The organism is Hyphomicrobium sp. GJ21 (genome assembly GCF_001006785.1).
Lineage (GTDB): Bacteria > Pseudomonadota > Alphaproteobacteria > Rhizobiales > Hyphomicrobiaceae > Hyphomicrobium_B.
The window spans coordinates 1,008,608-1,034,754 of record NZ_CDHO01000002.1 but is presented as its reverse complement, the minus strand read 5'-3'; the positions used below and the strand labels follow the sequence as shown (position 1 = coordinate 1,034,754).

Below are 26,147 nucleotides of genomic sequence, written 5' to 3'. Positions count from 1 at the left end.
TTCGCGCAGCCGGCCGCCAAGTGCATTGGATGGGGGCTCGGCCGCCGAGCGCGGAGCCGTAAAATCAGATTTTGTCGGTTGGGGTTTGGAGACGGCCGGCGAGGTCCTGGACGTATTGCCAGGCAACGCGGCCAGAGCGTGCGCCGCGCGTCGTCGACCATTCGAGCGCGTCGCGCTCGAGTTCCTTGTCGTCGATCTTCAGTTTGAAATGCGTGACGTAGGTTTTGACCATCGTCAGATAGTCATCCTGGCTGGCGTTATGAAAACCGAGCCAGAGGCCGAAGCGGTCCGACAGCGAAACCTTTTCCTCCGTCGCTTCGCCGGGATTGATCGCCGTTGCGCGCTCATTGTCGATCATGTCGCGAGGCATCAGATGCCGGCGGTTCGACGTCGCGTAGAAAAGCACATTCTTCGGCCGGCCCTCGATGCCGCCCTCGAGAACGGCCTTCAAGGATTTGTAACTCGTATCGTCGTGGTCGAACGAAAGGTCGTCGCAGAAGACGATGAAGCGAAAAGGCGCGGCTTTGAGAAACGACAGGCACCGTGGCAGCGAGTCGATGTCCTCACGCTGAATCTCGATCAGTTTGAGTTTGCCGTAGCGGCCCAACGCGTCGGCGTGTGCGGCTTTGACGAGGCTCGATTTGCCCATGCCCCGCGCGCCCCAGAGCAGCGCGTTGTTGGCGGATAGCCCGGCGGCGAACCGGCGGGTGTTGTCGAGCAGGATGCCAGCCGTGTGATCGATCCCCTTGAGAAGGGCGAGCGGCACGCGGTTGACCTCCGGAACCGGCTCGAAGCGGCCGGGCTCGGCGTGCCAGACAAACGCGTCGGCCGCTTCGAAATCGGGAGTTTCTGCGGCTGGCGGCCCGAGACGTTCCAACGCAACGGCGATCCGTTCAAGCAGTGGCCTTATTGCGTCAGTGTCGCTCATCTCAAATCCAGCAGTTATCTATTGGAAACAGCTTGTTTAATCGCTACATCCGCAGATGCCAACGCCAAACGATGGCGCCGCTCTGTGGTTGCAAATAGGATAGCGAACACTATAGTCCGCCCGAATTTGATTGAGCGCTCCCCTGAGCCCGACGGGCCCGGGGCAGGGGTGTTTTTCCAATCTCATCCAGAGGAATCTACCAGCAGATGTTTACGACACCCGCGTACGCTCAAGCCGCTGCAAGCCCCATGGAGCCCTTCGGTGGTCTTCTGATCCCGATGATCCTGATGCTTGGCATCTTTTACTTTTTCCTGATCCGTCCGCAGTCGCAACGAGCCAAGGAACTGCGCGAGCGCGTGAATGCCGTCCGCCGGGGCGACACGGTCGTCACGTCGGGTGGAATGCTCGGCAAGGTGCTGAAAGTCTCCGACTCGAGCGACGAAATCGAGGTTGAGCTCGCTGAAAACCTCCGGGTGCGGGTCGTGAAGGGTACGCTGCTCGAAGTGCGCTCCAAGGGCGAACCTGTCAAAGACGCAACGTGATTTAAGCACCGATTGCGTGTGACTATAGCGTGCGGTCTTCGCACCAAGTTGCCTTGCCCGCATTTTTGAAGATTTGAGATCCTTGCCATGCTGCACTTCACTCGCTGGAAAATCATAGCCACTCTGCTGACCTGCCTTGCCGGTCTGCTCGTGGCGCTGCCGAATTTCTTCTCGAAGGAAACCGTGCAGTCATGGCCGTCCTTCATGCCAAAACAGCAGTTGACGCTCGGTCTCGACCTGCAGGGCGGCGCGCATCTTCTGCTCGCCATGGACCAGGACGAAATCAAAAAGGACTGGATCAACAACCTGCGCGATGAAGCTCGCAAGGAGCTTCGTGACGCGAAGATCGGCTTCACGGGCATCGGCACTCAGGGCTTGACGCAGCTCGTCGTCAAACTTGCGAAGCCGGAGGAACAAGCAGCCGCGCTCAAGGCTCTCAACAAGGTCAGGCAGCCGATCGGCAATGCTCTGCTCGGAGCGGGTGCTTACGACGTTGAGGTGTCGTCGGGAACAGAGCCGGGAACGATCGTCATCAAGGAAAGCGATCAGGGCCTTCGGCAGCGCGTCGCGAATGCGGCGTCGGCATCGATCGAAACGATCAACCGGCGCGTCAACAATCTCGGAACCTCGGAATCGACGATCGTGCGTCAAGGCGCCGACCGCATCCTCATTCAGTTTCCGGGTCTGAAAGACACCACCGATCTCAAGAAGCTCATCGGCGAAACGGCAAAGCTCACCTTCCATGAGGTGCACCCGTCCATGTCCGGCGAGGAAGCCAAAATGACGAAGGTGCCGACGGGCTTCAAGATCTATCCGGGCGACAAGGGCGAGGGCAGCGGCGAGTATCTGCTGCGCGAGCAGCCCGTCGTGCAGGGCGCCGACCTCGCCGATGCGCAGCCGGGCTTCGACAGCCGCAACGGCGAGCCGGTCATCAACTTCCGCTTCAACCAGATCGGCGCACGCAAGTTCGCCAACTTCACCAAAGATCACGTCGGTCGTCCGTTCGCGATCGTTCTCGACGACAAGGTGCTGTCCGCGCCGGTCATTCGCGAGCCCATCCTTGGCGGCTCGGGCCAGATCTCGGGCAGCTTCACGGTCGAAGGCACGAATACGCTCGCCGTTCAGTTGCGCTCCGGTTCGCTGCCGACGAAACTTACGATCGTCGAAGAACGGACAGTCGGTCCCTCGCTTGGTGCAGACTCGATCTCGGCCGGTAAGCTTGCCGGCGTCGTCGGCGGCATCGCGGTCGTTATCCTGACGATCCTCTACTACGGCACGTTCGGCATTTTTGCCTGCGTCGGTCTACTTGTTCACTTGATCCTTACAGTGGCGTTGATGACGATGATCGGAGCGGTGCTGACGCTGCCGGGTATTGCCGGTCTGGTGCTCGGCGTCGCCATGGCCGTCGACGCCAACGTTCTCATCTACGAACGTATTCGCGAAGAATTGCGGCTCGGAAAAATGCCGGTTTCGGCGATCGATGCCGGGTTCCAACGCGCGTACGTGACGATTCTCGACAGTCAGCTGACGACGCTCGCTTGCGCGATCATCATGTTCTGGCTCGGCTCGGGCCCGATCCGCGGTTTCGCCGTGACGCTGACGATCGGCATTCTGACCTCGATTTTCGCATCCGTGACCGTCGTCCGGCTGCTGATCTCGTACTGGCTCAAGGCCCAGCCCAAGGGCCGTGCGATCTACGTTCCCGTCTAGGAGACCTGCGCAGTGCTTATGAGATTGATACCGGTCTTCAAGGGATTCGACTTCTTCCCCCATGACCTGAACTTGCCGTTCATGAAGTTCAAAGGGCCGGCGCTGGCGCTCTCCATCATCGCGATGCTCGTGTCGATCGGGCTGATCGGCGTCAAGGGCCTGAACTATGGCGTCGACTTCAAAGGCGGTTCGCTGATCGAGCTCAAGACGAAGAGCGGCAACGCCGACATCAGCGCATTGCGCGAGAAGCTGAACGGCATCGGCGTCGGCAACGTCCAGATTCAGGAATTCGGCAGTCCCGACGACGTGCTCGTTCGTCTCGAGGAGCAGCCCGGCGGAGAAGCGGCGCAGCAGGCGGCCTTGAAGAAAGTCGTCGATGCCACGTCGGATACCTACGTCGAGCGCCGTGTCGAGGTCGTTGGGCCAGCGGTGTCGAGCGAACTGCGCATGACGGGTTTCATCGCCGTCGCAGCCGGTATTCTGGCGATCGTCGCCTACGTTTGGTTTCGGTTCGAATGGCAATTTGCACTTGGCGCCGTGCTGGCGCTATCGCACGACGTCATCGTGACGGTGGGTATTTTTGCGCTGTTTCAGTTCGAATTCGACCTGTCGACGGTGGCGGCACTGCTTACTATTCTCGGCTATTCCGTGAACGATACCGTCGTCGTGTCGGACCGCATCCGCGAGAACCTGCGCAAGTTCAAGAAAATGGAGCTGAACCAGCTCCTGAACCTGTCGATCAACGAAACGCTGTCTCGCACCATCCTGACCGGCATGACCGCACTTGCTGTGCTTATTTCGCTCTATGTCTTCGGCGGCGAGGTGATCCGAAACTTCAATCTCGCGATGCTGCTGGGCGTCGTGATCGGCACCTACTCCTCGATTTTCATCGCGGCGCCGCTACTCGGCTACCTCGGTGTCAAGCGGGACTGGAGCGACATGGCAGCGAAAGCCGTCGCTGCGTCGAAAACAAAAGCCAAGGCCTGAGGCCGCGACGGGAGCGGTACTGCTCCGATGGAAACAGGTCCACGATATCCGTATGAGACCGCCGTTACCGCTTATGGTAACGGCGGCTTTCGTTTTGCGGACATGAGCCATCGCGGTTCGATCTTGTGCCTGCCGAACGGCATTTTCGCCTGGAACGCGACGGCAGCGGCCGAATTTCGTGTCGCCGATTTTGACTTCGTCCTGAGTTCGCTGGAGCCGCCGATTACGGTCCTGCTCGGCACCGGTGTCGAACAGGTGTGGCCGGCGGCGGAAATTTACGAGGCGTTCGCGAAAGCCAATATCGGGCTCGAACCGATGTCGACGGGCGCCGCCGCTCGGACCTACAACATTCTGGTCGCGGAAAAGCGGCGCATCGCGGCGGCGTTGCTGGCGGTGCCCTAACTCTGAGGTTCAGGAGCTGCCTGTGCGCGAGCCCCGAGAAGCGACCGTCAACGCCGATGCCGTCCGCGCGAGCGCGCGCCTCAACGCCCCGGATCGCTATTACGCGGCGCTGTTTGCTCCGGCGAGCGTCCGGGATGATCTGATTGCGCTGGCGGCGTTCGACGGCGAAATCGCGCGCATCGGTCAGATCGTCAGTGATGCGGCGCTCGGCGAAATCCGCGTGGCGTGGTGGCGCGATGCGCTGCTCGGCAGCGGCGACACGTCCAATCTTTCCGGCAATCCCATTCTCGATCAGTTCGCCGACGTCATGCGGCGCCACGATCTTTCGCTCCCGGCGCTCGATGCCTATTTGGAAGCGCATATGGCGGCGCTTTTCGCCGATCCGCCCGCTGACGATGCGGCGTTGGACGAAGGCTTTCGCGTCATCGATGGAACGCCGCTCGCGTTCGCGCTGCAGATCCTGCACGGCCCGGCCGACGACGCAGGCCCTTTGATCAACGCGGCCAGTCGTGCCAGCGGACTGACGCGCGTCGCTCGCACGTTGCCGAATGCCCTTGCGGCTGGGCGGACACCGCTTCCGGAGGCGCGCATTCCAGTCCCGCCGGACACCGATTGGCGGCCGCAAATCGCATGGCTGGCCCGCGAAGCGCGGTCATCCCTGGCGTTAGTTCAAAGCGATCTCAAGGACAAAACCCGGGCTTTTACGACGGCGCTTTTGCCCCTTGCCCTCATCGAGCCCTATTTTCGCGCTTTGCAGAAGCCTGGATACGATCCGAGCCGTGACATCGTGGATATCGCACCGCTCGCTCGTTTGTGGCGCATTGCACGCGCGCATTGGACCGGAACGCTCTGAGGCGTTCGACTGACGACCAAGCGAAGGGGGCAGATGATTTCTCGCCGGCAAACAGCACCGCGCCGCGTCGTGGTCACGTCGCTTTTGTTTATCGCCCTCGTAGGCTTTGCCGCTGTCGCGGCTCCTCGGCGTGCGGAGGCGACGGCCTCGATTGCCTGGCGCGTCGAAAACCCGTTTCGCTTTTTCACCGATCCGCGCGACACGGAAGTTCACCGGCAGGTTTATCGCGCGCTCGGACCTGACCAGCGTGCGACGCCTGTGCTCTCCGGAGAGCGAGCGCTGCAAAGCACCGATGCCGACGGCTGGGCATCGTCGATGTACCGCAAGACATGCTGGAACAATAATCGCTTCAAGTGCGACACCTACGAAGACTACATCAATCCGACGAGCCATGCGGTCGTCTTTCGCGTCGAAGGCATTGAAGACGCTAAGATGTTGTCGTGCACATGGCTGACCGCACCGCGCGGATCGGAAAAGCCACGCGGTGACGCGCTCACGCAATCTTGCAGCGAACCGGCGCGCTTCGTCGTTCCCTATCCGAAAGGCGCGGTCGTCACGCTCGAGATCGGCGGGCTCGAGGTGGCGAAAGCCGATGTCCGCGTGCGCGATATTCTGGTCGCGGGGATGGGCGATAGTTTTGCGTCCGGCGAAGGCAATCCCGATCTTGCCGTCAGGTTCTCACGCGAGCGCGCGGCCGATTATTCGACCGTCGGCTTTTATAGCGGTTTGACGGGGTATCCGGCGCGTGTCGGCCCCTGGCGCGATCTCGGCGATAAGCAGTTCATCAAGGCGAACGCGCGCTGGCTCGATCAGGCGTGTCATCGCTCGCTCTATTCCGAGCAATTGCGGACCGCGTTGCAATTATCTCTCGAAGACCCGCATCGCGCGGTGACGTTCGTCGGCGTGTCGTGCGCGGGCGCGGAAGTCACCGACGGCTTATTCCTGCGCTACAAAGGCAACGAGTGGGTGCCGGACCCGCCGAGGTATTCGCAGATTTCTGCGCTTGCGGAAGCTCAGTGCGGCGCGAACGCGACGCAACAGGCCGACGTGCCGGAGGCCTATCACATCAACGGGCAGGTGCCGGAGCTTAAGGATCTTATTCTCCGCAAGTGCCCGCAGGAATCGGCGCGCAAGATCGATCTTGCGCTGGTGTCGATCGGCGGCAACGATATTGGCTTCTCGCGTTTGCTGGCGAATGCGGTGCTGTCCAATCAATCGATCCTGCGCGAGCTTGGCGGCTGGCTTGGCGAGGTGCACGGCGAGGCCGAAGCGTCGGCGCAGCTCAAACATCTCGGCGCGCGTTACAAAGCTCTCAATCGTGCGCTGCACAACATTCTCTATCTGCCATGGGATCAAAGCGATCGTATTCTGCTCGTCGCATATCCGGGCATGGCGCTCGCAGGCGACGGCAGCGAGACCTGCGGAAGCGGCAATGCGGGCATGGAATCCGTTCCGGATTTTCAACTCGATGCAGTGAAGCTGAGGTTGGGAACGTGGTTCGCGGATAAGCTGCATCGCCAGATGCGCGACAGCGCTTACGAGTTCGGATGGACGTTCGTCGAGACGCACCGGCGTGCGTTCATAGGCCGTGGCATCTGCGCGGGACTGAGCGTTTCGGGCGTCAGTCAGGTCGACGATCTTCGCCTGCCGCGCAAGATCGACGGCGTGTGGACGCCTTACAATCCCGGCGACTACCTTCCGTATGCCTCTCGTCAACGCTGGTTTCGGACCCCGAACGACGCGTTCATGACGGCGAACTTTCATGTCGCCGCCGGCATGCTGACAAAAGTTTTGAAGATCGAGCCATTCGCGCCGTTCCAGTTGCTGCTCGCGACGACATATTCTGGCGCGTTCCATCCGACCGCGGAAGGTCAGGCGGCGATTGCCGACGCGGTCGTCGCAAAAGCGCGCGCGGTGCTCGCGAAGTACGGCGAAGGGCCGGACGCCGATGCGTCTTATCTTTCATCGATCAAGCCCGACGAGGCGCTGCCGGCTGCGGTCGACGAGCCGGGGCGCGAAATTCCGGACGTCAAGGCGGTGATCACGACGCCCGCGGCGGGTGCTCCGGCATTTGTCGTCGAACCGGAAACCAAAGGGGTGAAAGCTGTCGTTTCGGGACCTGACGACGTGCAGGTTGGCGTCATGCCTCAGACAGCACAGCCGCAGCCGGGCGTGCTGCCACCTGTGACGGGAGCCGCCACGACCGCGCCTTTGCCGGCGGCCGGAGCTGCAGGCGGTGCCAACGTCGTTGGCAGCGAGCCCCTTGCGCCGCCGGTTGGTGTTGCCGCGCCGAACAACACGACACAGCCGGAAACGGGATTGGACGAGGCGAAAGAATTGCTCGCGCCGCCAAAGATCGACGTGCCGTTACCGGTTGCGGGATCGGAAGCTCCGGCACCGGATACGAAGGCTCCGGCGACAGATGCGGCCACCGCGCCCGCACCGACGGCAAGCGGTGATGCGTCGACAGGCGCGTTGCCCGAAACGGCGATCCGTCCGTTCGCACCCGCCTCCGGATCGCCGAACTAGACGGACTGATCGGCGCTTTGCGTGGCGGTTTCGTCGAGCCAGCGCGTGAGGTCGGCGATTGCGCGGCGTGACATCGCGCGCTTTTTCTCGCGACCACGTTCCGGGCCTTTGAGGCGCGCGCCGTTCTGATCGTGCGTCGGCGCCTGCGCGAGATCGGGCAGTAGTCCGTAATTGATATTCATCGGCTGGAACGAGCGCGCCGACGACCGCTCATCGTCGTCGCTGACGAGATGCCCGCCGGTGATGTGGTCGAGTAGCGCACCGAGGGCCGTTGTCGCCGGTGGCGCATCCGTTTCACGGCCAAGCGCCTGCGCAGCGGCGAAACGACCGGCAAGCAAACCCATCGCGGCGCTTTCGACGTAGCCTTCGACGCCGGTGATCTGGCCTGCGAAACGCAAACGCGGGTTTACCTTCAGGCGCAGCGAGCGGTCGAGCAGCTTGGGCGAATTGAGATACGTGTTGCGATGCAGGCCGCCGAGGCGTGCGAACTCGGCGTTCTGCAATCCGGGGATCGTGCGGAATACGCGCACTTGCTCGGCGTGTTTCAGCTTCGTCTGGAAGCCGACCATGTTCCAAAGCGTTGCGAGTGCGTTGTCCTGGCGAAGCTGCACGACGGCATAGGGCCAGCGACCGGTGCGCGGATCGTCGAGGCCGACGGGCTTCATCGGCCCATAGCGTAGCGTGTCGCGTCCGCGCTCGGCCATCACTTCGACCGGCAGGCAGCCGTCGAAGTAGGGTGTCGAGGCTTCCCAGTCCTTGAAGGACGTCTTTTCGCCCGCGAGCAGAGCGTCGATGAAGGCTTCGTACTCAGGCTTCGTCATCGGGCAATTGAGATAGTCCGCTCCGGTGCCTCCGGGTCCCGCCTTGTCGTAGCGCGATTGGAACCATGCGATCGACGTGTCGATGCTGTCGCGATGAATGACCGGCGCGATGGCGTCGAAAAAGGCGAGCGAGTCTTCGCCCGTCAGTGTTGCGATCGCTGAGCTGAGCGCGGGTGAGGTCAACGGACCTGTCGCGATGATGACGCTCGCCCAATCGTCTGGAGGCAGTCCGTCGATTTCGCCACGCACGATCGTCACGAGCGGGTTTTCGGAAAGGCGTGCGGTGACTTCGGCGGAGAAGGCGTCGCGGTCAACGGCGAGGGCGCCGCCTGCCGGTAGTTTGTGCTTGTCGCCCGCGGCCAAGATCAGCGACTCGGCGCGGCGCATTTCCTCGTGCAGCAGACCGACGGCATTGTTCTCCCAATCGTCCGAACGGAACGAGTTCGAGCAGACAAGCTCAGCGAAGCCATCCGTCTTGTGCGCGTCGGTTCCGCGTTCTGGCCGCATCTCGTGCAGCACAACAGGAACGCCCGCGCGCGCGATCTGGTGCGCGGCTTCCGATCCGGCGAGGCCGGCGCCGACGACGTGAATGGCAACGGGGTTGGTCATATGCACAGGACTTCCACAGCTTACGAATCGCTCCGCTGCGTGGCGGTTTGAGGCGAATCGTTCGAATGCTAAGCGAGATCGGAAAGGGGTGGCCAAGCGCTCCCCTACCGGTACTTAAGCGGGGCGGCATGGGCTTGCAACGGGTTCTCTGTATGGTGTCGCTCGCAGCAGCGCTCGGCGCGTGCACGCACGAGCGAAACGGGCCGGTCAGCGATCATTACGCGGATTTCCAGGTCGACGCGCCGAACAAGAATACGGTGTCGGTCTGCCACGCCTATACCTGCAAGATGCGGACGAAGTTCAGATTTACCGACGCCGACATCGACGAACTCCGGGCGATCTTCAAGAAGGTCAAAAAGAGTGACACGGCCGCCGAAGAGCGTCGCGCCGTTGCCTATGCGGTCGGCTGGATGGAAACGCGCGTCGGCAAGGTGATCGGCACGGACAAGGATCGTCCGGGCATGGACTTCGAAGCCTCAGGAGATCCGACGCAGACGGACTGCGTCGATGAGTCGACCAACACGACGAGCTACATGCTCGTCATGCAGAACAACGGTCTGCTGAAGTATCATACCGTCGGAACGCCGTTCTCGAAGGACCAGCTTTGGAAGGGCGTCGCGGGCTGGACGCATTGGACGGCGGTGTTGAAGGAAACGTCGAACAGCCAGCGCTGGGCCGTCGACAGCTGGATCTATGCGAACGGCGAAAACCCGGCCGTCGTCGAGGTCGACAAGTGGTACATCAAGGATCTCGACAGTCTGCCGGTTGCTGCGAAGTAAAACCGGACGAACTCAGGCGCCTGCCACGAAGTCATAGACCAGCTTGGCGTTGAGCGCGATGATCAGCACCGCGATCAGCACGGCGATTGCCGTTAGCCAGCGCGGAGAGACGAGCGCTCCCATTTTCGTCCGGCTCGCCGTGAACTGAACCAGCGGAACGATCGCGAAGGGAAGCTGCAGGCTGAGGACCACCTGAGACAGGATCAGGAGCTTGCCGGTTTCGGCTTCGCCGTAAAGCAACGTCACGCCTGCTGCCGGAACCAACGCCACCATGCGCGTCACGAGGCGGCGCACCCACGGCGCCATCCGGATTTGCAGGAAGCCTTCCATCACGGCTTGACCCGCCAGCGTCGCCGTTACCGTGGAATTCAAGCCGCAGCAAAGAAGTGCGACGCCGAAGAGCGTCGGCGCGATGGCCGAGCCGAGCAGCGGATGCAGGAGCGATTGCGCTTGTCCGAGTTCGGCAACGTCGGTCTGGCCTGTCTTGTAGAATGTCGCGGCTGCGAGGATGAGGATCGAGGCGTTGATGATAAGTGCGAGCGAAAGCGCGATCGTGGAATCCCACGTCGCGAACTTCAGCGCCTCGCGCTTTTCTTCCGTCGTATCGCCATAGGCGCGCGTCTGCACGATGGCTGAGTGCAGGTAGAGATTGTGCGGCATGACCGTCGCGCCGAGAATGCCGAGCGCCAGGTAAAGCATGTCAGGATTGCGGATGATGTCGGTCGTCGGCGCGAAGCCGCGGATGACGGCGCCCCATTCCGGGTCGGCGAGCGCGATCTGAACGGCGAAGCAGATCGTGATGACGCCGAGCATCGTCACGATGAAGGCTTCGAGATAGCGGAAGCCGAGACGCTGCAACAGCAGCACGACGAACACGTCGAGTGCGGTGATCAGCACGCCGATTTCAAGCGGCAGTCCGAAGAGCAGGTTGAGACCGATCGCGGTGCCGATGACTTCGGCGACGTCCGTCGCGATGATCGCGGTTTCCGCGAACAGCCAGAGCGGTAATGACGTCCAGCGCGGATAGCCGTCACGGCACGCCTGGGCGAGGTCGCGGCCTGAACCGATCGCGAGGCGCGCGCAAAGCGCCTGCAGGATGATGGCCATGATGTTGGACAGCAGCGCAACGAACAGCAGCGTGTATCCGAATTTCGATCCACCCGCGATCGATGTCGCCCAGTTGCCCGGGTCCATGTACCCGACGGCGACCATGTAGCCGGGGCCGAGAAATGCAGCGAAACGGCGCCAGGGCGTTCCTTTGCGGGCGACGGCGACCGTGCCGTGGACGTCGGCGAGCGAACGGTCGGCAAGCTCTCTGCGCCAGTCGGCGTTCCACGATGCCGGCGTTTTTGGCGCCGCCGAAGCTTCAGATTTCACGTCCATCGTGGAGGAAGTCCATTTCGCAAATGACAATCATTTGCAACTGAGATTGCCGGAACCGTCGTCGTCCGTCAAGCGGACGCGACAATGCAGCAGAGGAGAAGGGGACATTTTGGCGTGGCCGCGCCGCGCCGTGCGAGCTAGCGGAATTTGGAGGTATCGGCCGTCAGCGTCAGGAATTCGCCGGAAGTCCGTGCCAGGACGGACTGGCCAAATCGCATTTGTCATGGCTTCATTTATGAAGGCTTCATCGCTTCTCGCCTTGACTGTTCAGGGTCGCCCTCGGGATCGATCGCCATGCTTGCGCTCGGGTGACGGGCTAAATGATGTGTACGCTGGATAAGGTTCGACATGTGGGCTCCTTATAAGAAGCGCCTGGAACGTGATCTCGACCGTTGGCAAGCCAATGGTTGGGTGACGCGCGACGGTCACGCGGCAATCCTCTCCGACATTGCAAGCCGTGGCCCGACGGTCAGCCTGGCATCGGCGCTCGCCATCCTCGCCAGCGTCCTGTTCGGATTTGCGGCGATATCGTTCGTGGCGGCGAACTGGGAAGAGGTGCCGCGTCTCGGTCGGCTCGCCTTGCTGTTGGCATCGATCTGGGCAGGCTACGGCATGGCCGGGTGGCTGGCATCGCGCGGACACGCGGCGCTTGCCGACGCAGCGATCCTGTTCGCATTGGGGATGTTCGGCGCGAGCATCATGCTGATCAGCCAGATGTATCACGTCGACGGTAATCCGACGGACGCGGTTTTGATGTGGTGGCTTGCAGCTTTGTTTGCAGGCGTCCTGTTGCGCTCCAATCCGGCCTTGGCTTTGGCGATGATCCTCGTCTGTGTCTGGTCAGGCATGAAAGTCTCGCAGAGCAACGCGGTGCATTGGCCGTTCCTCATCGGCTGGGCGGCTGTCACGGCGGCATTTCTCTGGCAGCGCTGGTTCCCCGGTCTGCACCTTTCGGCGCTGGCGTTGACGATTTTCATCATTTCGCTCGGATATCTGCTCGGACATGGGCACGAGCACATGGCTGTCGCCATCATCGGATTGCTCGCCGCGGCGGCGGCGATCGGTGTCGAAAAGGCCTTGCCGCATTTTGATCACGTCGCGGCGCCGGTCCTTGCGTATGCCATGGTCATCGCGTTCGCGGGACTCTATGCGCTGCAGTTTTTCGAACGCACGTCGCTTGGCACGCTCATCGCCTTGGCAGCGCTGACATTGGTGCTGTTGCTTGGCGCGATCAGCTACGGACTGGCGACGGGAAATCGCGGCGTGCTCTGGCTCGGCTACATCGGATTTTCGCTCGAGGTGCTCTCGGTCTACGGGAAAACCGTCGGCACCATTCTCAACACCTCGCTGTTTTTCCTCGTGGCGGCGTTGCTCGTCGCGGCGCTGGCTTACATGGCGCTCAAGATCGCGCAGCGCGGGCCTAGCCGAACGGAGGCTGCGGCATGAATAGTGCGTCTCGCTATTTCTGGCCGTTGCTGATCTTCGTTGCGCTCGTGCAGACGGCGGCGCTGTTCAAGATCGTCTATGACAAGGATAGCCTGCTCAAGTCGGGCCGGGAGATCACGTTGCCGGTCAAGCCCGTCGATCCGCGGGATATCTTCCGCGGCGATTACGTGACGCTCGGCTACGACATTTCGAGCTTGAACGCGTCGCAGGTGCCGGCCGGAAGTTTCGATAAATTCGCCATTGGTGCGCCGGCGTATGTAACGGTTGCCCCGGACCCGGCAGGCGGCTGGGCCGTCTCGTCCGTCTCGCCTGAGTTCCCGAAGAACGTGTCGCCGGCCGATGTCGTCTTGAAGGCCCGTGTCGATCGCATGTGGCGCGGGCAGTCGGGGTCGGATGGCGTTCTCAGCCTGCGGTATGGCATCGAGACTTACTTTGTGCCGGAGGGAACCGGCCGGGTGCTCGAAAGCAAGGTCCGGGAGCATAAGATCGATGCCATTCTGGCCGTTGGCGCGGACGGAAGCGCGGCGCTGAAAGGCCTCGTTGTCGATGGTGAGCGGCACGTCGACCCGCCCTTGCTTTAGCACTTCTGGCACGCCGCTCCGGCTGCTATGAGCCCCTGAAATTCGATATCAGGGAGAACGAACGTGACAGTCCAACGCTACGAATCTTCAGCGGTTTATTCCAAGGTGACCGAGGCGAACGGCTTCGTCTTCACGGCGGGTGTCATCCCGACCGACCTGTCGCGTGACGTGGAAGGTCAGACCGCTGAAGTTCTGACGGAGATCGACCGGCTTCTGGCGCTCGCAGGCACGGACAAGTCGAAAATCGTCCAGGCAACGGTCTGGCTCAACGACATTCGCAATCGCGACGGCATGAACAAAGCCTGGGGCGCATGGCTCGGCGGCAAGGACGCACCGGCGCGCGCTTGCGTCGAAGCCAAGGTCATCGACCCGCGCATGCTGGTCGAGATCTCGGTCGTCGCCGTCAAATAAAGCGAGCATCCGAACGTCTGATTGCTTTTCAGCCGCCGGGTCGAAAAACCCGGCGGTCGTCTGTGCCCCGATTGCCGCGTCGGAATATTTTTCTCGACTGGATTTGACGAGAACCCTTCGAGCCGACTCTTGAATCTGCAAGAAGTCGCCCCGGGGTTTCTCATAGTCATTTTCGGGGGGTTCGGACAAATGACCAAGACGGGATGTTTTAAACGCGGACTGATCGCCGCTGCGCTGGTTTCTCTTTCCGCGCCGGTGATGGCGCAAGAGGTGGCCGACATTCACGAACAGCGGCGCGAACGGGGCGTCGTCTGCTTCACGGATCACTATCACTACGGGTCGAGTTCGGGCCTTTCGAGCAAGAAGGCCGCGCAAGCCGCCGCGATCAAGTCCTGGGCTGATTTCGTCAATTTTGAATACGGCGGCGCATGGACGAGCTGGGCGCGTTCCGGCAGCAAGAGCATCAAGTGCGATCACGGAGGTCCCGGCGGTGCGTGGAGCTGCGACGTGAACGCGCGTCCTTGCCGCGGCGGACGTTGAGCGCCTACGTCTCCGACTGAAATAGCCTAGGAAGAGCCGGTGCTTTTTGCGCGCGGCTCTTCATTGTTTTTATCGCCCGGTGAAAATGCGCGACAGGAACCGGCGCGCCAGCGATGCGAGCCAGCGGATGAGGAAAAGCTGGATCATCGTTCCGATGACGCCGCGGTTCGATCCGAGAACTTTGCCGAATATCGAGCGGATGATGTCCTCGAGCGATCCGCCGCCGCCGGGAACCTGTTGGCCGCCGCGCCGGATGATGTCGGGCAGCCTCTGGTAGGGATCGTCGTTGTCGTCGGGCTGCGGATAGGAGCGGCCCGATCGGCGGCCGAGACCCGGAATGTTGTCCCCCGGTATAGGCAGCGGCTGTCCGGCATCGATCGGAGCACCCGATGGCCGCCCGGGCGATGATTGCCCAGTACCCGACGACCAGTCGCTTGCCGAACCCGATTGAGGCGGCGCGTCTCCGGGCAGGCCGAGCGGGCTGCCGCCAAATCCTGAAAGCCCGGGAATGCCGCTGACGGCTTTCTGGAGCGCGGGCTGCGATTGTCGTTGCAACTCCGCAACCAGCAAGTTCGCGACGGCAGGCAGCAACTTTTCGACCGTTCCTGTATCGAGGTTAGAACTCGATGCCGTGCGCGCCGCGATTTTGCGGCTGACATGTTTGCTCCCGATGAGCACGTCGAGGATGTGGTTGCCGTTTTCGACAGCGTCGGGCGAGGCGAGCGTCTGCGGTTCGGACAAGGCAGTCCCGGCGGCCGGGTTCGTCACCAGCGCTGCAACGTCTGCGACGCCGGCCCTGTTAAGCATGCGCCGTTGGATGCGCGCCTGCAGTTCGTCGGTCAGTGTGTGAACCGCCTGATCGGCCTTGTCGTCATCAACGCCAAAAGTCTTCGCAACTTGTTCGATAAGACGCTGGCCATCTGCACTGTCCAAGGTCGCGGCAATTGTCATTGAAACCTCCCGCTTGCCGATCGCATGCAAGCGATGCCTAGCATGCGCACTCGTCTCTGACAGCTATGGTCTATCGCGTGATAAGTCCGGCTGCTCTTTCGACCTTCTGCATTCATTAGAGGTTCATACATTCAGGCATTTACTTTGCCGCAATAAGAGGCGGCAATCCGCATCAGCGTCGTGCAACTACGCCTGCATCTGAACGTTAGCGTTCCGTGAGTTGAGCGTCCGTAAGACCGGATGCCTATAGTGGAGATTGTCATGCGCAAACTCGTTTTATCGATGTCCGTTCTTTGCGGACTTCTCTTCGTGGGGACGATGCCTGTTCCCGCGCGCGCGGCGGCCGGTCTGACTCCGTCGCACATCGGTGAATCTTCAAACGTCGCTACGAAGACCGGTTGGCGCCATCGTGGCTGGGGTCATCGCGGCTGGGGTCATCGACATTGGGGCCATCGCCGGTGGGGCTATCGCCGCGGCTGGCGGTTTGGCTTCGGCTGGCCCTATTACGGATACGGCTTCTATTCGCCCCGCTATTATTATTATGGCGACGGATACTATCCTTATCGCGGCTACGGTTGGCGGCACCGCCACTGGCGCCATTATGGCTGGCGCGGCCATCGCGGATGGCGCCATCATCGCGGATGGGGACATCGCGGCTGGGGTCACCATCGCGGATGGGGCGGGCGCCATCGGCGCTAAAGCCTGAGAGTTTCCTCAGGATCACGTTTTAATTAGACGACTTCGAGCGGTTCGCACGGGAATTCCGGTGCGGACCGCTTTTTTCGTGCGAAATGGCTAGAGTGCCCGAGTTGCAACGCAGCAGCACTTTTGGCATGGTCCGCGCGACTTTCAGCAGGCGAGTCTGCCTGGGGAGCGAAGGTGGGTCCGCCATCCCGGCAAGGCCCGCTAGCACAAGCAAAAAGAAGCGGGGCTAAAAGGACCACTCCATGATCAACATACTTTGGGGGATCATCGCCTGCGGCGCGCTGGCGATCCTTTATGCGTTCATAACCTCGAACGCTGTGATGAGTGCAGATCAGGGCAACGCGCGGATGCAGGAAATTGCGTCTGCCGTCCGCGAGGGCGCCCAGGCTTATCTCAGCCGCCAGTATCGCACGATCGCGATCGTCGGCGTCATCATCTTCATTCTCGCGTGGCTGCTTCTCGGACCGCTGCAGGCGTTCGGCTTCCTGATCGGCGCGGTGCTGTCGGGGCTCGCAGGCTTCATCGGCATGAACGTGTCGGTGCGCGCGAACCTCAGGACCGCTCAGGCGGCGACCGTTTCGCTCGCGAAAGGCCTCGACATCGCATTCAAGTCGGGCGCCATCACGGGCATGCTGGTCGCGGGTTTGGCGCTTCTCGGCGTCGCCGGTTATTACATGTTCCTGACGGTGGGCCTCGGCAAAGAAGCCGGCAGCCGTGACGTCGTCGACGCGCTCGTCGCGCTGGGCTTCGGCGCATCGCTGATCTCGATCTTCGCGCGTCTCGGCGGCGGCATCTTCACGAAGGGCGCCGACGTTGGCGGCGACCTCGTCGGCAAGGTCGAAGCCGGCATTCCGGAAGACGATCCGCGCAACCCGGCGACGATTGCCGATAACGTTGGTGACAACGTCGGCGACTGTGCGGGCATGGCGGCCGACTTGTTCGAAACCTACGCCGTGACGGTCGTTGCGACGATGGTGTTGGCGGCGATCTTCTTTGCCGGTCAGCCGAACCTTAGTGTGCTGATGCTCTATCCGCTGGCGATTTGTGCAGCGTGCATCGTGACCTCGATCGTCGGCACGTACTTCGTGCGCCTCGGCGCCAACGGCTCGATCATGGGCGCGCTTTATCGCGGCGTCATTGCCTCGGGCGTCCTCTCGATCGCCGGCCTTTGGGCTGCGACGCAGTACGTTCTCGGCGGTTTCGGCGATGTCGGTACGGCTGCGGGGCAGTCGATCACCGGCTGGAACCTGTTCCTTTGCGGTCTCGTCGGTCTGGCGCTGACCGGTCTGATCGTCTGGATCACCGAGTACTACACGGGTATCGGCTATCGTCCGGTGAAATCGATCAGCCAGGCGTCGGTGACGGGACACGGCACCAACGTCATTCAGGGTCTTGCGGTATCGCTTGAAGCCTGCGCACTGCCGACGCTCGCCATCGTCGCCGGCATCATCACGACGTACCAGCTCGGCGGCCTGTTCGGCACGGCGATCGCGACGACGACGATGCTCGGCCTCGCCGGCATGATCGTGGCGCTCGACGCGTTCGGTCCGGTGACCGACAACGCTGGCGGCATCGCCGAAATGGCCGGCCTTCCGAAGGAAGTCCGCCGTTCGACGGACGCGCTCGACGCCGTCGGCAACACCACCAAGGCGGTGACGAAGGGCTACGCGATCGGTTCGGCCGGTCTCGGCGCGCTCGTTCTCTTCGCGGCGTACAACTACGACCTGCATCACTTCATCGAGGAAGCGAACAAGACCGGAGCGACGGGGTATCAGTTCTTCAAGGACGTTCAGGTGAACTTCGGCCTTGAGAACCCCTACGTCGTTGCGGGTCTGCTGCTCGGCGGCCTTATCCCGTTCCTGTTCGGCGGCCTCGCAATGACGGCCGTCGGACGCGCGGGCGGCGCCATCGTGCTCGAGGTTCGCCGTCAGTTCAAAGCCAAGCCCGGCATCATGAAGGGAACCGAAAAGCCCGACTATGCTGCCGCGGTCGACCTGCTGACGCGCGCCGCGATCAAGGAAATGATCATTCCGTCGCTGCTGCCGGTTCTGTCGCCGATCGTTCTGTTCGTCGTCGTCAACGCCATCGCCGGTAAGGGCGCGGCATTCTCGGCCGTCGGCGCGATGCTGCTCGGCGTCATCGTCACCGGCATCTTCGTCGCCATCTCGATGACCTCGGGCGGCGGCGCATGGGACAACGCCAAGAAGAGCTTTGAAGACGGTTTCGTCGACGTTGACGGCGTCAAGCACGTCAAGGGCTCGGAAGCGCACAAGGCGTCGGTCACGGGCGACACCGTCGGCGATCCCTACAAGGATACGGCTGGTCCGGCGGTCAACCCGGCGATCAAGATCACCAACATCGTTGCGCTGCTGTTGCTCGCTGTGCTCGCGCACTGGTAAGCGACACTCACGCTTTAAACGAAAAGGCTCCGGTTCGTCCGGAGCCTTTTTTTGTTTGGTCGAGCGTCTGGGGCGGAGACGTGTGCTGCGCTTAGCCGACGAGGTTCGGATCCTCGCTGTCGTGCTCATGTCCAATGGCGGTGAGCAGCCGCTTATCGAGGCGATCGGGCCGCAGGATCACCTTCTGGAAGTGAACGTCCTTGACGGCCGTGCGCGGTACGACGAATTCGCCGGCATTTTCGATATAGATGACGATGGATGTGTCGTTGACTTCCCGGACGGCACCGATGCCTTCCTGGCCGTCGCCGAGGAACGCCATAAAGCCTTCTTCGATATTTTCGGTCATCACGCTACCTGCTCATTGAAGCGAGCGAAGCATAGACCGGGATGGCGAAAATTTCGCCCGCCAATTTCGAGGCAACATCCAGCGCGCGCAGCAACCAATTCAGGCGGACGCTGCGCCGAACGCGTTAACCTCCGAATGCGCTGCCGGCGCCGAAGAGCTGCTGCTTTCCGAGGTTGCGGAAGAGCTGGTTCAGGACAGTTTCGTCGCGGCCGCCAGGGGCCGGGGTCTTGCGGCTCACGAAGTCGAAGACTTTGCCGTCCTTCAGGCCGTAGTTGGCGACGTGATCGACCGTGCCGCCTTTGGTGAAATACACGGCAACCACCTGACGGCTTTGCTCAGTCGGCAGGAAGAACGATTGCTGCGTGTCGGTGCTGGAGATGTAATAGAACGCGCGGCCGTCGCCGATGACGGCGGTCGTTGCGGGCGTTCCAAGCGCGGCGCGCACCTGGTCCTGGCTCATGCCGGCCTGGACGGCCTGAAGGTCCGTGTCCTTGAACACCTGACCATGCTTGGTGACCGTTCCGCCGCAGCCTGCGAGCGCCAGAAGAGAGGTAAGGGCGAGCAGACGGCAACCTGCCGCCACTAAACCCGTGGTCTTGTCATGCTGTCGCATTCGACCCTTCATCCCCTCAGAATCGCTTCGCTCTCCGACGCGCTGTGTTTAGAGTGCGCATCAGAAGCGGGCAACGCGAGCCATACGCGCTGCCGCGCACGATCCCCAGACATTTCCCTCGGCTCCCAGGCGGATCAAGGAACCTTACAAGCTATGTTGCACTGGTTCAGGCGACGCGCGGAAGTTCAACGCACAGCAGAAAAGCTTTATGGCAGTGTCGTGGCCGCTGCCCGGAACCCGGGGTTTTATCGGGGTATGGGCGTTCCCGACACACCGGAGGGGCGGTTCGAACTGGTTGCACTGCACCTGTTTCTGATGCTCGAGGGGCTCAAGGGGCAGAACGCCGCCGATCCGGAACTGGCGCAGCGCACAATCGAGGCGTTCGTGACCGACATGGACGACTGCATGCGCGAAATGGGCGTCGGCGACATGGTTGTCGGAAAAAAGGTGAAGCGCGCCGCAGCGGCGTTCTACGAGCGCGCCTCGATCTATCGCGCGGCCCTTGCAGGGCAAGGGTCGGAACTCGAAGCCGGTATTGTGCAGTATGTTTTTGAGGGCGATGGCGCGGCTCGCGATGGGGCGGCCCGGCTCGGACACTACGCGCGTGCCGCGGCAGAGCTTTCGTCGAAAACGCCCTTCGACAAGCTGGTTGCCGACGGAAGCTTTGCGCGGCTGCTGAAGGCCAACGGCGCGGAGGAGGTGTCGTGAGCGAACAACTGAGCGACTGGACCCACAACGTCACAGATATTCCGGCGGGCGGGCTTGATCGCGAACGCGACGCCAGCGAGAGCGAACGCGCGGCCATTGCGGAAGCGCTCAAGCTGATGAAGCTCGATCGTCTGACGACGCGCTATCGCATCAAGCTTCAGGGTGACGGAAGCTACCGCCTGGCGGGTAAGGTCATTGCCGCCGTGGAGCAGGCCTGCGTCGTGACGCTCAATCCCGTGGCCGACGACATCGACGCGGCATTCGACGTCGAATTTCGGCACGAGGTCGATGATCCAGATGAAGACGAGGAGGCGAGCGTACTCGCAGGCCCGGACGTCGAAATTCTCGAACGCGGTGTTATTCCGGTCGGCCGGATCGTTTTCGAGACGGTTTCTGCCTCGCTCGACCCTTATCCACGGAGCGAGGGCGCCGAGTTCGATTGGCAGGACCCGCGTCAGGCCGATCCAAAAGAAACAAGCCCGTTCGCGGCTCTGTCGCAGTTGAAAGACAAAAAATAGCCCGCCTGCGGCAACCGTGCATGAGGCGCGATTTCGCCTTGTTCGCGGGCTTCAAAAGATTATGGTCTCGACGAATTTCGGGGTTAGAACAGGTTTAAGATCGAGTCCGGCGGAATGTTGCGCCGAACGCGGGTCTTGGCCGGTCGGCGAGCATGGCGAGCCAGAAGACAATCGCAATCGACGCAATGGGCGGCGACCACGGACCTGAGGTCCTGGTTCCTGGAGCCGCGCTTTCGCTCGAGCGGCAACCGGCGCTGGGTTTCATTTTTTTCGGCGATAAGGCGCGCATCGATCAGACGCTGGCGCAGCATCCGGCGCTCGCGGCGCGCTCGCGCGTCGTTCATACCGATCACGTCATCTCGATGGATGAGAAGCCGAGCCAAGCACTCCGGCGCGGCAAGGGTTCGAGCATGTGGCTCAGCCTCGAGGCGGTGAAGTCTGGCGAAGCCGACGCTGCCGTCTCGGCTGGAAACACCGGCGCGCTGATGGCAATCTCGAAGCTCGTTCTCCGGCCCATCGCTGGTATCGAGCGTCCGGCGATCGCCGCGCTGTGGCCGACGATCAAATCGGAAAGCATCGTCCTCGATGTCGGCGCCAACATCGGAGCGACGGCGGATCAGCTCACCGTCTATGCGCTGATGGGCGCGGCGATGGCGCGTGCCGTATTTCACGTCGAGCGACCCTCGGTCGGGCTGATGAATGTCGGAACCGAGGAGATGAAGGGCAACGAGGACGTGAAGGCGGCGCACGCGCTGCTCAAGTCCGTCGATGCGCTGCCGCTGGACTACAAGGGTTTCGTCGAAGGCGATCAGATCGGGCAGGGCGCGGTCGATGTCGTCGTCGTCGAAGGCTTTGCCGGCAACATCGCGCTCAAGACCGCGGAAGGCACGGCACGCCAGATCGGCACGTATCTTAAGGCGGCGATGACCAGTTCGTTGATGAGCAAGCTCGGAGCGCTTTTCGCGCAGGGCGGCTTCCGCGTCCTGAAGCAGAAAATGGACCCCCGACGGGTTAACGGCGGCACGTTTCTGGGCCTTAACGGTATCGCGGTTAAAAGCCATGGCGGGACCGACGCCTTCGGATTCGCGAGCGCCGTTGATCTTGCGTACGAAATGGCGGATTCGGGTTTGATCGCGCGGCTGACGGCTGATATCGACGGTTTTCATCATCGGTTGTCGGCGGCCAGTGGCGGCGGTGTTCCGCCCGAGCGTTCCGCCGGCAGCGCGCTCGGAAAGGTCTAGGCGTGGTTGCTGTTCTTCGTTCGGTCATTCGCGGCGTCGGCGCGCATTTGCCCAAGCGTATCGTCTCGAACGAAGATCTGTCGAAGATCGTCGACACGAGCGACGCGTGGATCCGAGAGCGATCGGGCATCGTCAATCGGCACATTGCGGACGAGACTGAAAAGACGTCTGACCTTGGCGCAGCGGCGGCGAAGCAGGCGCTGGTGCGTGCCGGTATCGATCCGATCGACATCGATCTGATCGTCTGCGCGACGGCGACGCCTGACCGTACGTTTCCGGCGACAGCGGTTCGCATCCAGTCGATGCTCGGTGTCACGAAAGGCGCAGCGTTCGACGTGCAGGCCGTCTGCTCTGGGTTCGTCTACGGGCTTACGATCGCGGACAACTTCCTCAAGACGGGGCAATCGAAACGGGCGCTCGTCATCGGCGCGGAGACGTTTTCGCGTATTCTCGACTGGTCGGACCGTTCGACGTGCGTGCTGTTCGGCGACGGCGCCGGTGCGGTCGTTCTCGAAGCTCAGCCGCAGCATGGTACGCGGAACGATCGCGGTATCCTCGCTACGCGGCTGCGATCGGACGGCCGTTACGAAGACCTGCTCTACGTGGATGGCGGCGCCGGTTCGACGAAAACGGTCGGGCATCTGCGGATGAACGGGCGCGAGGTTTTCCGGCACGCCATTCAGAAGATCTCCGGCGTGATTGAGGAAACCCTGGTCGAGACCGGGTACGCGGCGGACGAGATCGATCTCTTCATTCCGCATCAGGCGAACAAGCGCATTCTCGACGGCATTGCGAAAAAGCTCGGCGTCGCGCCCGAGAAGATCGTCATGACGCTGCACAAGCATGGCAACACCTCGGCGGCGTCAATTCCGCTCGCTCTCAATGAGGCGTTCGAGGCTCATCGCGTCAAGGAAGGCAGCCTCATTTTGATGGAGGCCATGGGCGGTGGCTTCACCTGGGGCGCGGTTCTGGCGCGCTGGTAGCGGCGGTTGCGGTGCCTCTCAGGAAAAATTTCCCGTCCGCAACTTTTTACCTGCTTCTTCAACGCATTACGTTGACCCCGCGACCAACTGCCGCTACCATGATCGGTCTCGGCGTTGATGGGAGAATAAAAAAATGGTCGGCAAGACATTGACGAGGGCGGACCTCGCTGAAGCGGTGGTCTCAAAAGTCGGGTTGCCGCGTAACGAAAGCCAGGACCTGGTGGAGCGCGTGCTCGAGGAAATCTCGGGCAGTCTTGCGGACGGCGACCCCGTCAAGCTCTCGTCGTTCGGCTCGTTCGGCATCCGGCAGAAGGGTGAGCGCGTCGGGCGCAATCCGAAGACCGGCGAAGAAGTCCCGATCACACCGCGCAGGGTTCTGGTGTTTCGGCCTTCCAACATCATGAAGGACCGCATCAACAAAGGCCACGTGAAGGGCTAGCACCGCTTCGGCGTGAACGCGGGTCATGTAGGGCGGGCAACGCTCTCCGACGGATTCTGGAAATTGGAAAGGCAGTTGAGCGATGAACAAATCGGCGGAAGCGTTTCGCACGATCGGAGAAGTCGCTGACGAGCTTGAAATCCCAAAGCACGTGCTGCGCTTTTGGGAAGGCCGTTTTCCGCAAATCAGGCCGATGAAGCGCGGCGGCGGCCGTCGCTATTATCGCCCGGAGGACATGGAGCTTCTGCGCGGCATCCGCACGTTGCTGCACGCCGAGGGCTATACCATTCGCGGCGTCCAGAAGATTTTGCGCGAGCATGGCGTCGATCAGGTGAAGGCGGCCGCGCGCCGTTCCGTCCCAACACAAAGCGCCGCGGACGGGGCATCTCCGCCGCCGACACGCAAGCGCGGGCGCAAACCGATCGTCGCGCCTGCGGCGCGCGTTTCTGCTCCAACGGCTGCATCCGCCGCGCCGGAACTGAAATCTGCGAGCTGCACCATGAACGTGCACGTTCTTGCGGCGGTCCGTGAGCTCCAGATTGCGCGTGCGATCCTGCTCGGACAGCCTGTTCCGCAATCGTCGGCGAGCCGCGCCGAGGATGCGAAGAAGGTCCGCGCGAGTCGGACCTGAGCATGACTGCCGTGCTCAGCCGAGGTGAGCGGCCTGCATGAGCTTGCGCGATCTTGACGTCGTTTTTGTCGATCTCGATGCATCGCGAGCGCTTCTCGAACATGAAGAAGCGAGCACGCCTCGGCTTTCGTCGTCCGATCGCCTTCGCGTTGATCGGCTTTCAGGCGATCCCGTAAGGCAGGCTCGCTGGCGTGCGTCTCGGATTGCAACGCGCATCGTGCTCGAACGTTGGGCCGGTCGGGGCGTGCGCGGTGCGGAGTTCGAAATCGCTACGGGCGGACGTCCGTCTCTCGGGTATGGCCTGCCGCATTTCAACGTCTCGCATGCGGCGGGCGTCGCTCTCATCGCGGTTTGCCGGTCGTTATCGGTCGGTGTCGACATTGAATGTCCGCGCACTCTTTCGATGTCTTCGGAGCGGCGGCGGCGCATCGTAACCGCGGCGGCTGATCTCGCCGCCATCGGAGCGCTCAATCCTGAAAGCGATGTTGACGTGCTGAGGGCATGGGTGCGCCTGGAAGCGATTGCCAAGGCGCGCGGGTCTGGGATCGGTGTTCTGTTGACGGAAGAAGGCGTGATTGGTGGCGCTGAGCGATCTGCGGGCGAAACTGAAAAGCCGTCGCTGGCTTCGGCGGCGCTCGATGTGGGGCCGCCATATATCGCGGCCATCGCGGCGGACACGCTTCCTTCCGCGATCAGCGTTCGATGCTTTCCTGAGCGCGCGGAAGCCTTAGAAGACTTCCTGCACTAGCAAGGGCGAAACGTCGTTGCGCGGTCTCGCACGCGCAACGATCAGGGCTTGTATCCGAAGATCGTATAGGGGTTATAGACGCGCGCCTGTTCCTTGTTGCGGGCGGAATAGCGGACGCGCCGCCGCGGCGGTGTATCGGCCTTGGATTCCCGGATCGCGGGTTTCGCTTCGACGCGGCTTTTGCGCTGAGCGGGCTCGGCGACGGGCTTCTCGGGCGGCAGCACCATCGCGGTGACGGTGCTGTCCTTGACGGCATGCAGCAGGTTCGACTCCATCGGACGCCAGCGATAGCCGAGCCCGAAATCGATCGGTGTCGCGCGACCCTTTCCGAACACGTCATTCAACTGCGCCTGGCGTTGACCGGCGAACAGCGGGATCGGACCGACGTAGCGGCCGTAGGGCTGCAGACGCCACCCCTGCGCGAAGAAGCGGATCGGGATGCCGGAGTCATCCTCCAGGATTGCATCGCTGTGCTTCAGCAAATAATCGCGCACGGTCGAAAACTTGTCTTCGTGCATCAGATACGACGCGCTTTTGATGAAGCTGTCGCCGTGGCTGAACGTGTCGCAGAACTTCATGAAGCCGCTGGCTTCGATGCCGCCGTTCGAAAGGTCGGTGCTGAAGTAATACAGCGTGCGTTTCTTGCCGGTGTTGTCGGAGAAGATGATCTTGGCGGCCTTGGCGGTCGCGTTGGCAATCTTCTCGTCCTCCGGGTGGAGCGTGCCGTCGGCCTGAAGGTCGAACAGCGAGACGTCGTAGATCGTCTTTCCCGAGCGCGCCAGGAACGTCATCAGTACCGGCAGCGTGCCCGTCAACCGGCCGTGACTGAAATCGACGCGCATCGATTTGGTTCGGAAGAAGCTGTAGCTCAACACCGAATTGAGCGAGCCGCGCAGCTCGCGCAAAGCGCCGGGAAGCTCCGCATGCGAGAACTTGCCGAGATCGGGAACGGGACCCGGCGGTTCAAGTCCGGCCATGATGTAGGTGTCGGCCGACGGGAAGAACGCGTCGGCATACAGGAAGTCGGGACCGCTGAAGAAGTAGAACAAGACCGGCTGAGGGTTGGTCAGGTTCTTCGAGACGAACGAGCGGATCTTGCTCAGCTGCCGCTTTTCGAGGCCGCTCCAGGAGTCGTCGAAGCTCTTGGCGTGCTGCTTCCAGAAAGCGTCTCCGGTATATTTCGCGATCGGCGAAAGCGCGGATGGCGGCATGCCCGCGAGGAACCGCGCGGTGTCGTCGGGACTCGTGCTTGCAGCGAACGAAACATTCGCCGTCGACGTCAGTGCAACGATGCAAGCGCCGATGATGGAAGCGAGAAACCGCATTCTTGCCATGAGGTGATCC

Annotated in this window: 27 protein-coding genes; 20 read left to right on the top strand and 7 right to left on the bottom strand. The window is 62.0% G+C overall.

Features of this window, described 5'->3' with window-relative positions:
* Positions 1-64 precede the first annotated feature (64 nt).
* Complete coding sequence (locus HYPGJ_RS07850; protein WP_046846593.1) at positions 65-928, bottom strand: ATP-binding protein; 864 nt, start codon at positions 926-928, stop codon at positions 65-67.
* Positions 929-1,134: 206 nt separating this feature from the next.
* Between HYPGJ_RS07850 and yajC the strand changes: the two genes are divergently transcribed.
* The 6 genes from yajC (at position 1,135) to HYPGJ_RS07820 (ending at position 7,951) form a co-directional block, all read left to right on the top strand.
* Positions 1,135-1,470 carry a preprotein translocase subunit YajC gene (gene yajC / locus HYPGJ_RS07845; protein WP_046846592.1) on the top strand — a complete coding sequence of 112 codons (336 nt, stop codon included), beginning with the start codon at positions 1,135-1,137 and terminating at the stop codon, positions 1,468-1,470.
* Between the two features lie 87 nt (positions 1,471-1,557).
* Positions 1,558-3,180 carry a protein translocase subunit SecD gene (gene secD, locus HYPGJ_RS07840; RefSeq protein WP_046846591.1) on the top strand — a complete coding sequence of 541 codons (1,623 nt, stop codon included), beginning with the start codon at positions 1,558-1,560 and terminating at the stop codon, positions 3,178-3,180.
* Positions 3,181-3,192: 12 nt separating this feature from the next.
* Positions 3,193-4,167, top strand: coding sequence for a protein translocase subunit SecF (gene secF, locus HYPGJ_RS07835; RefSeq protein WP_046846590.1), 975 nt, complete (start codon positions 3,193-3,195; stop codon positions 4,165-4,167).
* Positions 4,168-4,194: 27 nt separating this feature from the next.
* Positions 4,195-4,569, top strand: a complete 375-nt coding sequence (locus HYPGJ_RS07830) for an Mth938-like domain-containing protein (RefSeq protein ID WP_046846589.1) — start codon at positions 4,195-4,197, stop codon at positions 4,567-4,569.
* A gap of 22 nt (positions 4,570-4,591) precedes the next feature.
* Positions 4,592-5,422 carry a squalene/phytoene synthase family protein gene (locus HYPGJ_RS07825; RefSeq protein ID WP_046846588.1) on the top strand — a complete coding sequence of 277 codons (831 nt, stop codon included), beginning with the start codon at positions 4,592-4,594 and terminating at the stop codon, positions 5,420-5,422.
* A gap of 33 nt (positions 5,423-5,455) precedes the next feature.
* Entirely contained in the window at positions 5,456-7,951 is a 2,496-nt protein-coding gene (locus HYPGJ_RS07820) for a hypothetical protein (protein ID WP_046846587.1), read from the top strand.
* Here the strand turns inward: HYPGJ_RS07820 and trmFO are convergent.
* A complete protein-coding gene (gene trmFO / locus HYPGJ_RS07815) occupies positions 7,948-9,381 on the bottom strand; it encodes a methylenetetrahydrofolate--tRNA-(uracil(54)-C(5))-methyltransferase (FADH(2)-oxidizing) TrmFO (protein ID WP_046846586.1) in 1,434 nt (477 codons plus the stop codon). The genes HYPGJ_RS07820 and trmFO overlap by 4 nt on opposite strands.
* Positions 9,382-9,533: 152 nt before the next feature.
* Here trmFO and HYPGJ_RS07810 point away from each other — a divergent pair, with 152 nt between their 5' ends.
* Positions 9,534-10,160, top strand: coding sequence for a hypothetical protein (locus HYPGJ_RS07810; protein WP_244466035.1), 627 nt, complete (start codon positions 9,534-9,536; stop codon positions 10,158-10,160).
* Positions 10,161-10,172: 12 nt separating this feature from the next.
* Here HYPGJ_RS07810 and HYPGJ_RS07805 read toward each other — a convergent pair whose 3' ends face one another.
* Entirely contained in the window at positions 10,173-11,543 is a 1,371-nt protein-coding gene (locus tag HYPGJ_RS07805; RefSeq protein WP_046846584.1) for an Nramp family divalent metal transporter, read from the bottom strand.
* Positions 11,544-11,891: 348 nt separating this feature from the next.
* On the opposite strand from HYPGJ_RS07805, the gene HYPGJ_RS07800 reads away from it, so the two are divergent.
* From HYPGJ_RS07800 to HYPGJ_RS07785, 4 genes are all read left to right on the top strand, one after another.
* Positions 11,892-12,989, top strand: coding sequence for a DUF2157 domain-containing protein (locus HYPGJ_RS07800; RefSeq protein WP_046846583.1), 1,098 nt, complete (start codon positions 11,892-11,894; stop codon positions 12,987-12,989).
* Positions 12,986-13,570: a GDYXXLXY domain-containing protein gene (locus tag HYPGJ_RS07795; protein WP_046846582.1), complete on the top strand. Its 585-nt coding sequence runs from the start codon at positions 12,986-12,988 to the stop codon at positions 13,568-13,570. The genes HYPGJ_RS07800 and HYPGJ_RS07795 overlap by 4 nt, the downstream gene beginning before the upstream one ends.
* Before the next feature lie 63 nt (positions 13,571-13,633).
* Positions 13,634-13,981: a RidA family protein gene (locus tag HYPGJ_RS07790; RefSeq protein WP_013215309.1), complete on the top strand. Its 348-nt coding sequence runs from the start codon at positions 13,634-13,636 to the stop codon at positions 13,979-13,981.
* Between the two features lie 189 nt (positions 13,982-14,170).
* On the top strand, positions 14,171-14,521 hold the full coding sequence (locus tag HYPGJ_RS07785) for a hypothetical protein (RefSeq protein ID WP_046846581.1): 351 nt from the start codon (positions 14,171-14,173) through the stop codon (positions 14,519-14,521).
* A 69-nt stretch (positions 14,522-14,590) separates the two neighbouring features.
* Here the strand turns inward: HYPGJ_RS07785 and HYPGJ_RS07780 are convergent, their stop codons facing one another.
* The gene (locus tag HYPGJ_RS07780) at positions 14,591-15,472 is read right to left on the bottom strand and encodes a DUF937 domain-containing protein (RefSeq protein ID WP_046846808.1); all 882 of its coding nucleotides are present in this window, start codon (positions 15,470-15,472) and stop codon (positions 14,591-14,593) included.
* Positions 15,473-15,733: 261 nt separating this feature from the next.
* Between HYPGJ_RS07780 and HYPGJ_RS07775 the strand changes: the two genes are divergently transcribed.
* Positions 15,734-16,171 (top strand): VrrB protein, encoded by a 438-nt coding sequence (locus HYPGJ_RS07775; RefSeq protein ID WP_083984061.1) that lies wholly within the window; start codon positions 15,734-15,736, stop codon positions 16,169-16,171.
* Between the two features lie 248 nt (positions 16,172-16,419).
* On the top strand, positions 16,420-18,576 hold the full coding sequence (locus HYPGJ_RS07770) for a sodium-translocating pyrophosphatase (RefSeq protein ID WP_046846579.1): 2,157 nt from the start codon (positions 16,420-16,422) through the stop codon (positions 18,574-18,576).
* 91 nt (positions 18,577-18,667) lie between these two features.
* On the opposite strand, the gene HYPGJ_RS07765 is transcribed toward HYPGJ_RS07770, so the two are convergent.
* Both HYPGJ_RS07765 and bamE read right to left on the bottom strand, forming a co-directional pair.
* Positions 18,668-18,922 carry a hypothetical protein gene (locus HYPGJ_RS07765; protein ID WP_083984060.1) on the bottom strand — a complete coding sequence of 85 codons (255 nt, stop codon included), beginning with the start codon at positions 18,920-18,922 and terminating at the stop codon, positions 18,668-18,670.
* Between the two features lie 124 nt (positions 18,923-19,046).
* Positions 19,047-19,535, bottom strand: coding sequence for an outer membrane protein assembly factor BamE (gene bamE / locus HYPGJ_RS07760; RefSeq protein ID WP_046846578.1), 489 nt, complete (start codon positions 19,533-19,535; stop codon positions 19,047-19,049).
* Here bamE and HYPGJ_RS07755 point away from each other — a divergent pair.
* The 7 genes from HYPGJ_RS07755 (at position 19,524) to HYPGJ_RS07725 (ending at position 24,803) form a co-directional block, all read left to right on the top strand.
* Positions 19,524-20,243 carry a ubiquinol-cytochrome C chaperone family protein gene (locus HYPGJ_RS07755; RefSeq protein ID WP_244466034.1) on the top strand — a complete coding sequence of 240 codons (720 nt, stop codon included), beginning with the start codon at positions 19,524-19,526 and terminating at the stop codon, positions 20,241-20,243. The genes bamE and HYPGJ_RS07755 overlap by 12 nt on opposite strands.
* Complete coding sequence (locus HYPGJ_RS07750; protein WP_046846576.1) at positions 20,240-20,761, top strand: YceD family protein; 522 nt, start codon at positions 20,240-20,242, stop codon at positions 20,759-20,761. The genes HYPGJ_RS07755 and HYPGJ_RS07750 overlap by 4 nt, the downstream gene beginning before the upstream one ends.
* Before the next feature lie 152 nt (positions 20,762-20,913).
* Positions 20,914-22,002 (top strand): phosphate acyltransferase PlsX, encoded by a 1,089-nt coding sequence (plsX, locus tag HYPGJ_RS07745; RefSeq protein WP_046846575.1) that lies wholly within the window; start codon positions 20,914-20,916, stop codon positions 22,000-22,002.
* A gap of 2 nt (positions 22,003-22,004) precedes the next feature.
* Positions 22,005-22,985, top strand: a complete 981-nt coding sequence (locus HYPGJ_RS07740) for a beta-ketoacyl-ACP synthase III (protein WP_046846574.1) — start codon at positions 22,005-22,007, stop codon at positions 22,983-22,985.
* A 133-nt stretch (positions 22,986-23,118) separates the two neighbouring features.
* Complete coding sequence (locus tag HYPGJ_RS07735) at positions 23,119-23,424, top strand: integration host factor subunit alpha (RefSeq protein WP_013215320.1); 306 nt, start codon at positions 23,119-23,121, stop codon at positions 23,422-23,424.
* A gap of 82 nt (positions 23,425-23,506) precedes the next feature.
* Entirely contained in the window at positions 23,507-24,055 is a 549-nt protein-coding gene (locus HYPGJ_RS07730) for a MerR family transcriptional regulator (RefSeq protein WP_046846573.1), read from the top strand.
* A gap of 37 nt (positions 24,056-24,092) precedes the next feature.
* Positions 24,093-24,803 carry a 4'-phosphopantetheinyl transferase superfamily protein gene (locus tag HYPGJ_RS07725; protein ID WP_046846572.1) on the top strand — a complete coding sequence of 237 codons (711 nt, stop codon included), beginning with the start codon at positions 24,093-24,095 and terminating at the stop codon, positions 24,801-24,803.
* A 41-nt stretch (positions 24,804-24,844) separates the two neighbouring features.
* On the opposite strand, the gene HYPGJ_RS07720 is transcribed toward HYPGJ_RS07725, so the two are convergent.
* Positions 24,845-26,137: a hypothetical protein gene (locus HYPGJ_RS07720; protein WP_046846571.1), complete on the bottom strand. Its 1,293-nt coding sequence runs from the start codon at positions 26,135-26,137 to the stop codon at positions 24,845-24,847.
* Between the last annotated feature and the right edge of the window lie 10 nt (positions 26,138-26,147).

Bases quoted from the DNA above. Each gene is read 5' to 3' on its own strand.
- HYPGJ_RS07850 (WP_046846593.1), bottom strand. From the start codon at position 928: ATGAGCGACACTGACGCAATAAGGCCACTGCTTGAACGGATCGCCGTT.
- yajC (WP_046846592.1), top strand. From the start codon at position 1,135: ATGTTTACGACACCCGCGTACGCTCAAGCCGCTGCAAGCCCCATGGAG.
- secD (WP_046846591.1), top strand. From the start codon at position 1,558: ATGCTGCACTTCACTCGCTGGAAAATCATAGCCACTCTGCTGACCTGC.
- HYPGJ_RS07830 (WP_046846589.1), top strand. From the start codon at position 4,195: ATGGAAACAGGTCCACGATATCCGTATGAGACCGCCGTTACCGCTTAT.
- HYPGJ_RS07820 (WP_046846587.1), top strand. From the start codon at position 5,456: ATGATTTCTCGCCGGCAAACAGCACCGCGCCGCGTCGTGGTCACGTCG.
- trmFO (WP_046846586.1), bottom strand. From the start codon at position 9,381: ATGACCAACCCCGTTGCCATTCACGTCGTCGGCGCCGGCCTCGCCGGA.
- HYPGJ_RS07810 (WP_244466035.1), top strand. From the start codon at position 9,534: ATGGTGTCGCTCGCAGCAGCGCTCGGCGCGTGCACGCACGAGCGAAAC.
- HYPGJ_RS07805 (WP_046846584.1), bottom strand. From the start codon at position 11,543: ATGGACGTGAAATCTGAAGCTTCGGCGGCGCCAAAAACGCCGGCATCG.
- HYPGJ_RS07800 (WP_046846583.1), top strand. From the start codon at position 11,892: ATGTGGGCTCCTTATAAGAAGCGCCTGGAACGTGATCTCGACCGTTGG.
- HYPGJ_RS07795 (WP_046846582.1), top strand. From the start codon at position 12,986: ATGAATAGTGCGTCTCGCTATTTCTGGCCGTTGCTGATCTTCGTTGCG.
- HYPGJ_RS07785 (WP_046846581.1), top strand. From the start codon at position 14,171: ATGACCAAGACGGGATGTTTTAAACGCGGACTGATCGCCGCTGCGCTG.
- HYPGJ_RS07780 (WP_046846808.1), bottom strand. From the start codon at position 15,472: ATGACAATTGCCGCGACCTTGGACAGTGCAGATGGCCAGCGTCTTATC.
- HYPGJ_RS07775 (WP_083984061.1), top strand. From the start codon at position 15,734: ATGCGCAAACTCGTTTTATCGATGTCCGTTCTTTGCGGACTTCTCTTC.
- HYPGJ_RS07770 (WP_046846579.1), top strand. From the start codon at position 16,420: ATGATCAACATACTTTGGGGGATCATCGCCTGCGGCGCGCTGGCGATC.
- HYPGJ_RS07765 (WP_083984060.1), bottom strand. From the start codon at position 18,922: ATGACCGAAAATATCGAAGAAGGCTTTATGGCGTTCCTCGGCGACGGC.
- HYPGJ_RS07755 (WP_244466034.1), top strand. From the start codon at position 19,524: ATGCTGTCGCATTCGACCCTTCATCCCCTCAGAATCGCTTCGCTCTCC.
- bamE (WP_046846578.1), bottom strand. From the start codon at position 19,535: ATGCGACAGCATGACAAGACCACGGGTTTAGTGGCGGCAGGTTGCCGT.
- plsX (WP_046846575.1), top strand. From the start codon at position 20,914: ATGGCGAGCCAGAAGACAATCGCAATCGACGCAATGGGCGGCGACCAC.
- HYPGJ_RS07735 (WP_013215320.1), top strand. From the start codon at position 23,119: ATGGTCGGCAAGACATTGACGAGGGCGGACCTCGCTGAAGCGGTGGTC.
- HYPGJ_RS07730 (WP_046846573.1), top strand. From the start codon at position 23,507: ATGAACAAATCGGCGGAAGCGTTTCGCACGATCGGAGAAGTCGCTGAC.
- HYPGJ_RS07725 (WP_046846572.1), top strand. From the start codon at position 24,093: ATGAGCTTGCGCGATCTTGACGTCGTTTTTGTCGATCTCGATGCATCG.
- HYPGJ_RS07720 (WP_046846571.1), bottom strand. From the start codon at position 26,137: ATGGCAAGAATGCGGTTTCTCGCTTCCATCATCGGCGCTTGCATCGTT.